The 12,923-nt window shown below is 69.6% G+C and carries 15 protein-coding genes; all 15 read left to right on the top strand.

All coding sequences use genetic code 11. The features are described from left to right. Positions 1-222: 222 nt before the first annotated feature. A complete protein-coding gene (locus G6034_RS15250) occupies positions 223-1,134 on the top strand; it encodes a sigma-70 family RNA polymerase sigma factor (RefSeq protein WP_425485533.1) in 912 nt (303 codons plus the stop codon). Between the two features lie 138 nt (positions 1,135-1,272). After that, positions 1,273-2,463 (top strand): flagellin N-terminal helical domain-containing protein, encoded by a 1,191-nt coding sequence (locus G6034_RS15245; RefSeq protein WP_176635962.1) that lies wholly within the window; start codon positions 1,273-1,275, stop codon positions 2,461-2,463. A gap of 115 nt (positions 2,464-2,578) precedes the next feature. Next, on the top strand, positions 2,579-3,964 hold the full coding sequence (gene fliD / locus G6034_RS15240; protein ID WP_176635961.1) for a flagellar filament capping protein FliD: 1,386 nt from the start codon (positions 2,579-2,581) through the stop codon (positions 3,962-3,964). Further along, a complete protein-coding gene (gene fliS / locus G6034_RS15235; protein ID WP_176635960.1) occupies positions 3,961-4,386 on the top strand; it encodes a flagellar export chaperone FliS in 426 nt (141 codons plus the stop codon). Before fliD ends, fliS begins: the two co-directional genes overlap by 4 nt. After that, positions 4,383-4,676, top strand: coding sequence for a hypothetical protein (locus G6034_RS15230; RefSeq protein WP_176635959.1), 294 nt, complete (start codon positions 4,383-4,385; stop codon positions 4,674-4,676). The genes fliS and G6034_RS15230 overlap by 4 nt, the downstream gene beginning before the upstream one ends. A gap of 132 nt (positions 4,677-4,808) precedes the next feature. After that, positions 4,809-5,150 carry a flagellar basal body protein gene (locus tag G6034_RS15225; protein WP_176635958.1) on the top strand — a complete coding sequence of 114 codons (342 nt, stop codon included), beginning with the start codon at positions 4,809-4,811 and terminating at the stop codon, positions 5,148-5,150. After that, complete coding sequence (locus tag G6034_RS15220; RefSeq protein WP_176635957.1) at positions 5,150-5,536, top strand: flagellar basal body rod protein FlgC; 387 nt, start codon at positions 5,150-5,152, stop codon at positions 5,534-5,536. The genes G6034_RS15225 and G6034_RS15220 overlap by 1 nt, the downstream gene beginning before the upstream one ends. A 3-nt stretch (positions 5,537-5,539) precedes the next feature. Next, a complete protein-coding gene (gene fliE / locus G6034_RS15215) occupies positions 5,540-5,848 on the top strand; it encodes a flagellar hook-basal body complex protein FliE (RefSeq protein WP_176635956.1) in 309 nt (102 codons plus the stop codon). Beyond that, entirely contained in the window at positions 5,848-7,440 is a 1,593-nt protein-coding gene (gene fliF / locus G6034_RS15210; RefSeq protein ID WP_176635955.1) for a flagellar basal-body MS-ring/collar protein FliF, read from the top strand. Before fliE ends, fliF begins: the two co-directional genes overlap by 1 nt. Continuing rightward, on the top strand, positions 7,437-8,459 hold the full coding sequence (gene fliG, locus G6034_RS15205) for a flagellar motor switch protein FliG (protein WP_176635954.1): 1,023 nt from the start codon (positions 7,437-7,439) through the stop codon (positions 8,457-8,459). The genes fliF and fliG overlap by 4 nt, the downstream gene beginning before the upstream one ends. Next, a complete protein-coding gene (locus G6034_RS15200; protein WP_176635953.1) occupies positions 8,449-9,093 on the top strand; it encodes a FliH/SctL family protein in 645 nt (214 codons plus the stop codon). The genes fliG and G6034_RS15200 overlap by 11 nt, the downstream gene beginning before the upstream one ends. Continuing rightward, positions 9,090-10,445, top strand: coding sequence for a FliI/YscN family ATPase (locus tag G6034_RS15195; RefSeq protein ID WP_176635952.1), 1,356 nt, complete (start codon positions 9,090-9,092; stop codon positions 10,443-10,445). Before G6034_RS15200 ends, G6034_RS15195 begins: the two co-directional genes overlap by 4 nt. Further along, positions 10,442-10,861 carry a flagellar export protein FliJ gene (gene fliJ, locus G6034_RS15190; RefSeq protein WP_176635951.1) on the top strand — a complete coding sequence of 140 codons (420 nt, stop codon included), beginning with the start codon at positions 10,442-10,444 and terminating at the stop codon, positions 10,859-10,861. Before G6034_RS15195 ends, fliJ begins: the two co-directional genes overlap by 4 nt. After that, positions 10,858-12,423 carry a flagellar hook-length control protein FliK gene (locus G6034_RS20195; protein ID WP_176635950.1) on the top strand — a complete coding sequence of 522 codons (1,566 nt, stop codon included), beginning with the start codon at positions 10,858-10,860 and terminating at the stop codon, positions 12,421-12,423. The genes fliJ and G6034_RS20195 overlap by 4 nt, the downstream gene beginning before the upstream one ends. Further along, entirely contained in the window at positions 12,402-12,914 is a 513-nt protein-coding gene (locus G6034_RS15180) for a flagellar hook assembly protein FlgD (RefSeq protein ID WP_425485534.1), read from the top strand. The genes G6034_RS20195 and G6034_RS15180 overlap by 22 nt, the downstream gene beginning before the upstream one ends. Positions 12,915-12,923: the final 9 nt, after the last annotated feature.

Here is a 12,923-nt window from a genome sequence, read left to right as displayed (position 1 = left end):
GTGATAGGTCCTTTCAACGGGCCGAAGGGTGTCTCCACTAACCTATCGGCGCACCCTGTACGTTCCGTAAGGCCCAGTCCTACACGTTTTGGCTGGGAGGCCCCTGAACTCCGGCGAACTGAGACATAAATGTTGCCAAATCGATATGAAATTAGCCTACCCGGGGACTGCAACCCCTTGCCAATGTGGTTTACATTGAAGTGTCACTTGTGATATTCGCATGTGGCACACCTGGGGGGGTGTCGGTTGCGACGTTCTGTCATAAGTTGCCGAGGGGGAAATACTTTGAATCGCGAAGAACGCGACCAACTTGTGGTGCAAAATTTGCCACTGGTTGGGTATTTGGTTTCTGAAATTTGCATGCGCGCCAGTCACCTGTCCAGGCCGGACCTTACGCAGGTCGGCGCCATTGCGCTCATCCAGTGCGCGGAGTCCTTTGACGCGAGCCTTGGCGTGCCTTTCGGGGCCTACGCCCGGCGCCGCATCAAGGGTGCCTTCGCCGATGAGCTGCGGCGCGAGGACTGGGCCACCCGGGGTGCCAGGTCACGCATGAGCGAGCTTGCCGTCATGCAGGAAACGCTGTCCGCTGCCCTGGGCCGCCTGCCCTCCGCCGCCGAATTGGCCGCTGCCATGGGCGTGGACCGCGCCACCGTCGAGGCGTCCCAGCTCGACGCCGCCCGCAGCGTCACGCCGTTGAGCGACGTGATCGCGGAAATGGTCGCGGCAACGTCACAAACGCCGGAGGAGGCCGTGCTGCAGTCCGAGCACGAGGACTTCCTGGGCGCGGCAGTTGCGGCGCTGCCGGAAAAGATGCGCTACATCGTGGAGCAGATCTACTACGGCGACCGCAGCGTCAAGGACCTGTCCGAGGAGCTCGGCTCCAGCCACTCCGCCGTGTCCCAGCAGCGCACCGAGGCGATGCGGCTGCTGCGGGACGGCATTGAGCGCCACTACCTGGCCACGGCGGATGCGGGGTCCGCGCCGCACGCCCGCGTGGCCGCCTCCCGCCGCGAGGAATACCTCACCGAGCTGGGCGCACGCACACTGGGCGGCGCCACGAGGGTGCTGGGCCACACGGCCCGGGATGGCCTGGCCCGGGATGGCGTGGCCCGGACCATGCCGGCGCTGGGCTGAGCACAGCCGGAGAGGCAGGGTTCGCGGAATTGGCGGACCCAAGCTCCTAACGGCCCGGAAAGAGTTGCCGAGAGTTGCTGGCAGTTGCCCACGGATGGGCGGCCAGTTACGTACCCACACTCACGGAGGATTCACATCATGGGCATGATCGTCAATACAAACACCGCGGCCAACAACGCCTACCGCAACCTCAACAACACCCAGAAGGCCCTGTCTTCATCCATGGAGAAGCTCTCCAGCGGCCTGCGCATCAACCGCGCCGCCGACGACGCGGCCGGCCTGTCCATCTCCCAGGGGTTGAAGTCCCAGGTCAACGGCTACCAGGTGGCAGCGCGCAACGCCCAGGACGGCATCAACGTCATCCAGACAGCTGAAGGCGGTCTGAACGGGGCCCAGAACATCCTCCAGCGCATGCGTGACCTCGCCGTGCAAGCCGGTAACGACTCGAACAACACTGCGGCCCGCACGGCCATTTCCACCGAGGCCGGCCAGTTGTCCGACGAACTGGACCGCCTTGGCAAGTCCACGAACTTCAACGGCATCAATTTGCTGGACGGCTCGGCGAACCTGAAATTCCAGGTGGGTGCCGGGTCCGGGCAGTCCAACCAGATCAGCATGGACCTCTCCGGCGTCGACCTCTCCTCGATGGCTTCAGGCCTGAAGGCATCCTCTACCGGCACGCAGTTCAACGTGGCGGCGTTCGACACCGGCACCGGAGCACCGTCAGGCCTGAACGCCAGCTACTCCTTCACCTCTTCGACGGCCGGAGGCTCCAAGACCGCCACGGTCGACCTCTCCGCCAACACCTACACCAACGTCGATGCCTTCGCGGCGGACCTGAACAAGAACGCGGACTTCTCTGCGAGCTTCTCGGCCACGGTCGTCAAGGACGGCAATGGCGCGGGGATCGGTGTCGTCGTGACTGCCAAGGACGGCGGCACCGTGAAGGCTACGGACGCAGCCGGCGCGGACGCCAAGGGTGGCTTCGTCGACTCCACAGGCACTGCTGTCGGCAGTGGCGTTGTCGGGCTGGACTTCAGCACTTCCGTGGGGGCGCAGAAGGCGATCGACCTGCTCGACACGAAGATCGCGGCAGTCTCGGCAGCACGCTCCAACATCGGTGCCGTGCAGAACCGCCTCAACTCGGCCATAGACACCCTCAACGTCGGCCAGGAAAACCTTTCCGCCGCCGCGTCGAGCATCACAGACGTTGACATGGCCTCCGAAATGGCGAAGTTCACCAAGGACAACATCCTTTCCCAGGCAGGAACTGCCATGCTGGCCCAGGCCAACCAGAGCTCGCAGTCCGTGCTGAAGCTGCTTGGCTAGGCCGACACTCTCACGGCCCGGCATATCCGGGCCGTGACCCGGCGGCGGGCGGGCAGGCCAGTGCGCCTGTCCGCCCGCCGGTCCGCAAGAATCCACCGACCTCAGGAGCCACGCCATGACCCTCGGCATCAACGGGCTGGTGTCCGGCCTGGACACGGCGTCCATCATCAACTCCCTCATCCAAGTGGCGGCCGGCCCGCAAACCCAGCTAAAGAGCCAGGCGGGCACCCAAACCGCGCTCATGGCGGCCATGCAAACGGTGAACGCCGGCTTCGCCTCCCTGGCCGCGAAGGCTGCCGACCTCACCAAGCCCGGCGGGCTGGCCCTCGTCAAGGCCGCATCCAGTTCCCCCGCCATCACAGCCTCCGCGTCCTCCGGTGCCTCCGTCACCAGCCTGGACCTGAGCGTCACACAGCTGGCCCAGTCCCACTCGGTGGTCAGCGCAGCCATGGCGGCTGCGCCCGGCACCTCCATGACCTTTGTCAAGGCCGACGGCACAAAGACCGAGGTCACGGCCGGATCCGCCTCCCTGGACGACATGGCCCTGGCCATCAACAACTCCGACGCCGGGATCTCAGCCGTGACGGTCGCCGCCGGCAAGGACACCGACGGCAACACCACCTACCGGCTTCAGCTGACCTCCCGCCAGACGGGCGCAGCCGCCGCCTTCACAGCCTATTTTGGCAATGCAGCCGAGGTGGACGGCGGCACGGCCCCCAAGCTCACCGACGCCGCCACATCCGCTGTGCTCAGCCAGGGCCAGGATGCCCAGGTAACGCTCTGGGCCGGCACTGCCGCCGCCACGACCATCACCTCCGCCAGCAACACCTTTACCGGCATTGCCCCGGGCCTGGACATCACGGTCAACGCCCGCACCGACACCCCCGCCACTGTGAGCGTCGCCAGTGACACGGACAAGGTCTCCGCCGCCGCCGGGAGCCTGGTTGCCGGCATCAGTTCCCTGCTGGGGTCCATCAAGTCCGGGACAGCCGTTTCCACCACGGTCGGGGCCAACGGCTCCTCCACGGTCACAGGGGGCGTGTTCACGGGCCAAAGCAGCGTCACCATGGCCCGGGACAGGCTGTACGGGGCCGTGTCAGACCCGGTGGCCGGCCAATCGCCGTCGGGCATCGGCATCAACACCACCAAGGACGGGGACATCACGTTCGATCCGGCCGCGTTCGCAGCCGCCTACGCCAAGGACCCCGGCGGCGTGACCACGGCGCTGCAGACCATCACGGGCAGGGTTGCGGCGGCCGCGGCGTCCGTCTCCGATCCCGTCAACGGGACGCTGACCCAGCGGATCCAGGGCGGACAAAAAACCATTGACAGCCTCAACAGCCAGATCTCCGACTGGGATGGCCGCCTGGCAGCGAAAAGGTCCACGCTGCAGGCGCAGTACAACAGCATGGAGGTGCAGCTGGGAAAGCTGCAGTCTCAACAAAGCTGGCTGAACTCACAGCTTGACGCACTGTCCGCCAACGGAAAGAGTTCCAAGTGACGCTCCACCAAGCCCGGGCCCTGAACAGCTACCAGCGCGAGGCGATTCTCTCCGCCTCCCCTGCACGCCTGCTCACCATGCTCTATGACCGGCTGCTGCTGGACCTCTCCCGGGCACAGGACGCCCAGGAGTCGCAGGACTGGCAGACTGCGCATGTCATGCTGGTCCACGCCCAGGACATCATCGCCGAACTGGCCGGTTCCCTAAATACCGGAATGTGGGACGGCGCCGGGAACCTGCTGGGCATCTACAACTACGCCGGGACGGCACTGATGTACGCCAATATCCACCGCAACGTGAAGCTGACCCGCGAATGCATTGAGCTGCTGGAACCACTGCGCCAGACATGGCATGAGGCTGCGGCGGCACCCTCCACAATCCTTCCTGCCCCGCAGCTGTCAAACCAGGCGGCCCTGGCATGAGCATCTGGCCCGTGCTGCTGGAAAGGTTGGAAGCCGATGTGGCACTGGCTTGCGTACTGGCCCGTGCCGAGCCCGCCGGGCTCCAGCACGACACTGCCTCGTGGGTGCCCTCCGCCGATCCGGGCCCCTTGCCAGTGGAGCTGGCTGCCCGTGCCCGGCGGTTGGCGGCGGCACAGGCCGAGGCGGCCCAGCTCCTGGGCGCGGCCGTGAGGGAGACTGCAGAGCTTCTGGCTCGCGCGCAGCCAGTGCGGGCGCAGCCCCGTTCCGTGTACGTCGATGTGACCGGGTAACCTGCCGCGCGCACGAAAAATGCGCTGCACGAAACACCTTACATGCGCGAAAGGGCTGCCGATAGTTGCACTCGAGCACGGACTGCTCGTCACCAGGCCATGGACCGGCCCGTTTCGTGGAGGAAGTACGCTGTGCTGGATTCCGTGGTCACCGTTGCGCTGACGAGCGCCCTCAATTCCCTCTCCGACCGCCAAAACGCGATCGCCGACAACATTGCCAACGTCAACACGCCCGGATACCGGGCCAAGCGCGTCATGTTTGAGGACGCCCTGGCCGCCTCCGTGAAGGCGGGCGACGGCCATGTCACGGCCACCACGGCGCTGTCCCTGGAGCCGACGCAGACCAACGGCAACAACGTCAACCTTGACACCGAGACGCTCTCCAACGTCGAGACGACGCTCCGCTACCAATTCGCGGCCCAGGCCGTCAACGGCGAGTTCACCTCCATGCGCACGGCATTGAGGACACAGTAATGACCGACGCAATTGGGATCGCCGCAACAGGCCTGACATTGCACCGCAAGTGGCTCGACGCCGTCTCGGACAACCTTGCCAACGTCAACACAGTGACGGCCACCAGCGGCGACGCCTTCCGTGCCCGCTATGTGCTGGCCGAGGCGGGCCAGGGGAACTCCGGCGTCTACGTGGCCGGCGCCGCGTTCGGCAATGCCCAGGGCCGGATGGTCTATCAACCCGACCACCCCCTGGCCGACGCCAAGGGCTATGTGCGCTACCCGGACATTGACCTGGCCTCGCAGATGGGCCAGCTCATCATGGCCCAGCGCGGCTACCAGGCCAATGCGGCCGTCGTGGACCGCGCCAAGGTCATGTATGAAGCCGGACTGCAGATTGGAAAATAACCCATGAGCCCCACACCCATCATCGGCGTGCAGGCAACGGCAGCCACCGGCTATGTGCACAACGCCGGCCAGGTCCCTGCGGCCACCGGCGGCACCGGCTTCGGCGCCGCCCTGGCGGGGGCGCTGGACAATGTCCAGGCACTCTCCAGCGATGCCAAGACGCTGGCCGTCCAGGCCGTCACCGGCAACCTGGATGACATCCACAACGCCACCATCGCCGCCGCCCGCGCGCAGGTGACGCTGGAACTTGTTGCCGCCGTGCGCAACAAGGGCGTCGACGCGTTCAACGAGATCATGCGGATGCAGGCCTGATGCCACCGGTCCTTTCGCAAGCCATGGCCCGCGCCTCCGGGACGCTGAAGGGCTTCACCACGGCCCAGCGCACCCTGGCGGTCATCGGCATCGCAGTCCTGGTGCTCGGCGCCGTGGCCCTGGGCACCTGGCTGACCAAGCCCACCTACTCGCCCCTGTTCTCCGGCGTGGCCGCGGCCGACGCCAGCGCAATCGTCGCGCAGCTTAAGACGGACAATGTGCCGTATCAGCTGACCAACGGCGGCACCACCATCCTGGTCCCCGACGCCAAGGTCTATGACGAACGGCTCAAGGCGGCCGGGGCAGGGCTCCCGGCCGCCACCACCGCCGGGTACTCGCTGCTGGACACGATGGGCGTGACGTCCTCGGAATTCCAGCAAAATGTCACGTACAAGCGCGCCATGGAGGGGGAGCTGGCCAAGACCGTCATGGCCATGAACGGCGTGCAGATGGCGTCGGTCAAGCTGGCCATCCCGGAAAGCACCGTCTTCAGCTCCACGAAGGCAGACCCCACCGCCTCCGTGTTTGTCGAGTCTTCCGGCTCGGGCCAGCTTTCCCCCGACCAGGTGGACGCCGTGGTGCACCTCGTCTCCTCCTCCGTGGAGGGCCTGACGCCGGCCAACGTCTCCGTGGTGGACGCCAAGGGCAATGTCCTCTCCGCGGCGGGGACCGCCCTGGGCGGCGGGGCGGACAAGCAGGCCACGGAATACGAAAGGCGGACGACGTCGGCCGTCCAGGCGATGCTGGACCGCGTGCTCGGGCCGGGCAACTCCACAGTCTCGCTGACGGCTGCCATGGACAAGTCCTCCTCCGAGGTGGTGAAGGAATCATTCGCCTCGCCCACCGGCGCACCCGCCCTCAACGAGTCCTCCAGCACCAACAAGTCCAACGGGGGCGCCGGCACCGGCGCCGGCGTGCTGGGCCCGGACAACATCGCCGTCCCCTCCGGCCAGTCGTCGGCCGGCACGAACGAATCGACCACCACCACGAAAAACAACGCCGTGGACAAGACCACGGCAAACACCAGCATCCCGGCCGGGACCCTGCAAAGGCAGTCCCTGGCCGTTGCCGTGGACACCAACGCGGCGAAAAAGGTGGATGCGGCCACGCTGACGGACATGGTGGCGGCCGCCGCCGGCATTGACAGGACCCGCGGGGACGTCGTCAGCCTCAAGGTGGTGCCTTTCTCCACCGCGCAGGCCGACGCCGCCAAGGCCGCGCTCGACGCGGCCACGGCTGAGGCGAATTCCGCCGCCACGGCCAAGACGGTGCAGAACCTGCTGATCGCCGCGGGCGCGCTGCTCCTGCTGCTGCTGGCCCTGGTGCTGTATGCCCGGAAAAACCGCCGGCAGGTGCGCCGGCTGGTGGACCTGGGTGAGCGCAAGGACGAGCTGGGACAGCTGGATCCGCTGGTCACCGTGTCGCCGCAAACCAGCGCCCTGCCGGCCATCCCGGAACCGGTGCTGCTGCCCATCAGCGAACCAAGCGAGTCCTCCACCAAGCGGAAATCGCTTAACGCGCTGGCCGCCAAGGACCCGGAAGGCACCGCGGCGCTGCTGCGCTCCTTCATGGACGAGAAGGCCGGCGTGTGAGCGAGACAAAGGAGTTGACCGGCGTGCAGAAGGCCGCCGCACTGCTCATGCAGCTCTCCCAGCCCGCGGCCGCCGCGGTCATGGCGCACCTGACCGAGGCCGAGGCCGAAGCCGTGGCCGCCGAGATCGTCAACATGCGCCGCGTCCAGGCGGACGTGGCCGACTCCGTGGTTGACGAATTCCACGACCTCGTCACCAGCGGGCGGCATGCCGCCCTGGGCGGGCGCGACTACGCCGCCGGCCTGCTCGAGGCCTCCTTTGGCGCCGAACGCGCCGCTGGGGTCATGAACCGGCTCTCCACCAAGATCGCCGGCAAGCCCTTCGAATTCCTTGACGACGCCGATCCCGGCCAGCTGGCAGGCCTGCTCGAAGGCGAGCTGCCGGCCACGATCGCCCTGGTGCTGGCGCACATGCGCCCGGACAGGGCCTCCGCCGCGCTGGCCGTGCTGCCCGGCGACGTCCGCACCGACGTGGCGCAGGCCATCGCCACGATGGGGCCGGCCACGCCTGAATTTGTGGGGATCCTGGCCCGGGCCCTGAAGCAGCGCGCCCTGACTGTGGTGGGCACGCGCGACAAAATGGCCGTGATCGGCGGCGTCCAGCCGCTGGTGGACATCCTGAACCGCTCTGACGCCGTCACCGAGCGTGCCCTGCTGGACGAACTCACCGAGCGGGACCCCGTCCTGGCCGAGGAAGTGCGCTCGCGGATGCTCACCTTCATGGACCTGGTCAAGCTTGACAGCCAGGACATCCAGAAGGCCCTGCGCGGCAAGGAGGCCGGTGCGCTGGCCCTGGCCATGAAAGGCGCCCCCGCGACCGTGCAGGACGCCATCCGCAGCAACATTTCCGAGCGCAACCGCGTCCTCCTCGACGCGGAAATTGAGGCGCTTGGCCCGGTGCGGGCCTCGGACGTGGAGCAGGCCCGGGCCGACATCGGCCGGATCATCCGCGAACTCGAGGAGACCGGGGAGATTTCCGTGCACCGCGGGGATGCGGACGATGACGACTATGTCTACTAGCCCCACGGCATATACCGGCCGGCCTGAGTCCCTGCAACCCCTCGTGTTCCCCGCCGTGCCCACCGCCGAACAGTCCCGGCTCCGGACCGAGGCGGTGGACCGCGGCTACCGGCGCGGGCACACCCTGGGCTACGCGGCGGGCCAGGACCGCGCCCGTCAGGAGGGGGCCCTCCGGCGTGCCGAGCTCGAGGCGGCGCACGAGTCCCTGCTGGCCGACCTTCGGGCGCGTGCCGCGGCACAGCAGGCCGCCCTGGCCGCCGCGGCCGCCGCGCTGGCGGCCCGCACGGCGCCCGTGCTCGCGGAGGCGGAACAAACGCTCCTGGATTGCGCCCTGACCCTGGCCGAGGCGGTGCTGGGCAGGGAGCTCGACGACGGCGACACGCGTTCCAAGGGCATCCTGGCCCGTGTCCAGGCGGTGCAGGATGCGCCCGGCCCGCCCCGTGTGCGGCTGAACCCGGCGGACCTGTCCGCCATCGGCACGGAAGCCTTGGCGGACGCCGGCCTGGATCCGGTGGCCGACCCCGGCACCGCCCCCGGCGACGCGGTGGTCGAATACGCGGACGGCTACCTGGACGCACGCCTGTCCGCCGCGCTGGACCGCGCCCGGCAGGCCCTGCTGGAGGACCCCGCATGAGCACCGCCTGGCCCGTCGCGCTGACAGGGCACGGCGCCGCCCGCCTGGAGGCCGCCCTGCGCGCCGCCGCCCCCGAACGGGTGGGGGTGGTGTCCGCAGTGATCGGCCTGACCGCGCAGGTCAGGGGCCTGCGCTGCGCCGTGGGCGGGCTGGTCACCATCACCGGCTCCCAACCCGGGGGGCGGAACACCGACGCCGAGGTGGTCGCCGTCGGGCGGGACACCCTGACCATCATGCCGCTCGGCCGCATGGAGGGGCTGGCGCAGGGCGATCTGGTCCGGGCCCGGATTGAACCGCTGCTGGTCCCCACGGGCCGGGGCCTGCTGGGCAGGGTTCTGGACGGGCTGGGCCGGCCCATTGACGGCAAGGGGCCGCTGGCCGCGGGCCCCGGTGTGCCGGCCGCGAACGTCTCACCCAACTCCATGGACCGGGCCCGGATCCGCATCCCCCTGAGCACGGGCGTGCGGGTGGTGGACACCCTGACAACTGTTGGGCGGGGGCAGCGGATGGGCCTGTTCGCCGGATCCGGCGTGGGAAAGTCATCGCTGCTGTCCATGATCGCCCGGGGCACCGACGCCGACGTCTCGGTCATTGCCCTGGTGGGCGAGCGTGGGCGCGAAGTCCGGGAATTTCTGGAGGACGACCTTGGCCCCGAGGGCCTGGCCAGGTCCATTGTGGTGGTCGCGACCAGCGACGAGCCCGCGCTCGTCAGGCTGCGTGCGGCGTTCACGGCCACCCGGATCGCCGAGTCCTTCCGCGAGACCGGCGCCGACGTGGTGTTGATGATGGACTCGCTCACCCGCGTGGCCATGGCCCAGCGCGAGATCGGGCTGTCCGCCGGCGAACCGCCCGCCACCCGAGGGTACCCGCCGTCGACCTTTTCCGTGCTGGCCAGGCTCCTGGAGCGTGCCGGCACGGACATGCACGGCTCCGTTACGGGGATGTACACGGTGCTGGTGGACGGTGACGACCACAACGAGCCCATCGCCGACGCGGTGCGCTCCATCCTGGACGGGCACGTGGTCCTGGACCGGAAACTGGCCGTCGCCGGGCACTTTCCCTCCATCGACGCCCTTGGCTCCATCTCCCGCGTGGCCTCGAAGGTGTGCACCCCGGAACAAAAGGCCGACGCGGCCACGCTGCGCCGCGTCATGGCCGCGCGCCGGGCCGCGCAGGACCTGATCGACGTGGGCGCCTACCAGGCCGGGACCAATGCCCTGGTGGACGCGGCCCTGCTGCATGCCGCACCGATCAACCGCTTCCTGCAGCAGGATCTTGAACACCAGGTTTCCGCCGGGGAATCGTGGGCAGAACTGCGTTCACTAGTCAACTTGTTTGGAGGGCTTTCATGACCAAGGCATTCCGGCTCGCAGGACTTCTCCGCCTGCGTAAGCTGCAGGAAGACCAGGCCGCGGCGGCGTTGGGGCAGGCAAACGCCCGGCGGACGGCCCACGGCCGCCGGCTGGCAGCAACCCGCGGCGCCCTGGCCGACTCCGGCTCCGACCCCGCCTCGGCTTCCGCCCTTGCCGCAGCGGCTGCGTCGCGGGCCGCCTCGCGCAGCCTGCTGCTGGACCTGCAGGCCCTCGCCGCGACACTGGAGTCGGACGCCGACTCGGCCCAGGCCGCGCTGCTCGAGGCGAAAACAGCTGCCAGCCCGCTGGAAAAGCTGGCCGAGCGGCACCAGGACGAGTACGCCACCGCCGAGCTGCACGCCGAACAGGGCTTCCTCGATGAACTGGCCCTGTCCCGCCGAGAGGCCGGCGAGTGACCGCCGTGGCGGGCGGGGGGCCGTTGCCGGCCGCCCCGGCCAGGGCGCCCGGCCGCGGTGCGGGCGACGCGGTGGCGAAGCAGCCGGGCCCCAGCTTTTCCGAGCACCTGGACGACGCCGTGGGGGCGGCCGCCGGGGAGCCGCGCGGCGGCGACGGCAAGCCGCGCGGCGGCAGCGCGCCCGGCGCCGCCGCACAGGATTCCGGCACACCGAAGGGCGGCGGCCGCCCGGGGGCGGAGCCCGATACGTCCGACGCCGACGCCGGCGCCATGGCCGGTGTGCCGACGGCCGCAGCGGCCCTGGCCTGGCCGGGCGGGCTGCCCGTTCCCGGCACGTCCGTTCCCGGCGCCGCCGGTTCCGGCACGTCCATTTCCGCCGCCGCCGGTTCCGCGCCCGCAGCCGTCCAGAAAGCCCCGGGCGCCGGGACTGTGGCTGCCGGGGCCTCTGCTGCCGGTACTGGTGCTGCCGGTACCGTTGCTTCCGCAGCCGGGTCCGCACCGTCCACCGGGTCCGCACCGTCCGCCGGGTCCGCGGCCGCGCCGGATTCTGCCGCGCCGGCTCCCGGGGTGCCGGCTCCCGCAGTGCCCGGGACCGGCCATGCCGCCGCGGGTGCCGTGACGCCCGGCGCCGCCACCGCGGCGGACCTTGGCACGGCCGGGAGGGCCGCAACCGGGGCGGCGGCCCCGTCCGGCGACGGAAAGCCCGCGCCACGGCATCCGGGTCCCGCCGTCCCGGCAGCCGGGAGCACGGCGCCCGGCGCCCCAGCCGGGACGGGTGCCGGCCAGCCCTCCGCGGCCGCACCCGCGGCGGCCGCCCTGTCCGCGGCAGCCTCCGGCGGCCCGGCAGCCGCCACAGCCGCCGCAGCCACAGCCGCCGCAACGACGACGGGGGCGGCCGGCCTGGCGCCCGCGGCCGGCGTCGTACGTCAGGACGGCGGGGACAAGACGGCGGACGGCCGCCAGCAGGACGGCCGTCAGCAAGGCGGGCTCCCGGCTGTGTCCGGCGTCAACCTGCCGGCGGTCCCGCCGGCGGCCGTAGCCACGCAGGCGGCGCCCGCCGCGCCCGCACACCAGGCTGCGCCGCCGCTGGCGGAGCAGCTCGCGCGCCCCATCTTCCAGCTGGCCACGGGGCAGGCCGGGCAGCGGGTCATGACGGTGCAGGTGGTGCCGGCGTCGCTCGGGCCGGTCACCGTCAGCGCCCACCTGTCCGCCGACGGTGTCCGGATCGAACTGGCGGCCGCGACAGACGCGGGACGGGACGGGCTGCGCCTGATCCTGACCGAGCTGCGCCGGGACCTGGCGGGACAGGGCCTGCAGTCGTCCGTGACCCTGTCGTCGTCCCTGAACGGCGGGAGCGGGGGGCAGGCGCACGCCTTTGGACAGAACCCCGGACAGAACGCCGGACAGCACGCCGGCCAGGACGCCGGCCAAAACGGCCCGGCCACGGGGCAGGCGGGTCAGGGGCCGTTGGACGCCGCGGCAGGCCCGGAACCACCGGCCGCGCCCCGCCACGAGACAGGCCCGGCCCCCTTGCACCCGACATCGCTCGACATCACGGTTTAGAACAGGAGCCCACCATCACTACTGAAGCCATCACCCCGCCCACCGGTGTCGCCAGCAGCCTGCCGCCACCGGCGGCCAACGGTGTCTACAGCACTGCCGCGGCACGCACGCCAAAGCAGGCCATGGACTCCGAGGTCTTCATGAACCTGCTGGTGACCCAGCTGCGCAACCAGGATCCGTCGTCGCCCATGGACACGAACCAGATGATCTCCCAGACCACCCAGTTGGCCACCATGGAGAAACTGACCAGCATGGACAAGACGGCAACGGAGAACTTTTCGCTGCAGATGCGCACCGCGGCCGCGGCCATGATCGGGCGCGACATTGCGTGGACGGACGCGAACGGGACGGCACACAGCGGCGTGGCCGATTCCGTGTCCTTCGCCCTGGGCGTCCCCGCGGTCAAGGTCGGGGACCTCAGCGTGCCGCTGGACTCCATTTCCAGCGTCACTTCCACGGCCGCCACACCTTCAGGCAGCACAGCTCCGTAACCCGCAGCA

The sequence above is a fragment of the Arthrobacter wenxiniae genome (assembly GCF_013376105.1).
GTDB lineage: Bacteria > Actinomycetota > Actinomycetes > Actinomycetales > Micrococcaceae > Specibacter > Specibacter wenxiniae.
The sequence above is the reverse complement of the archived record's forward strand: the minus strand, read 5'-3'. Positions and strand labels throughout refer to the sequence as shown.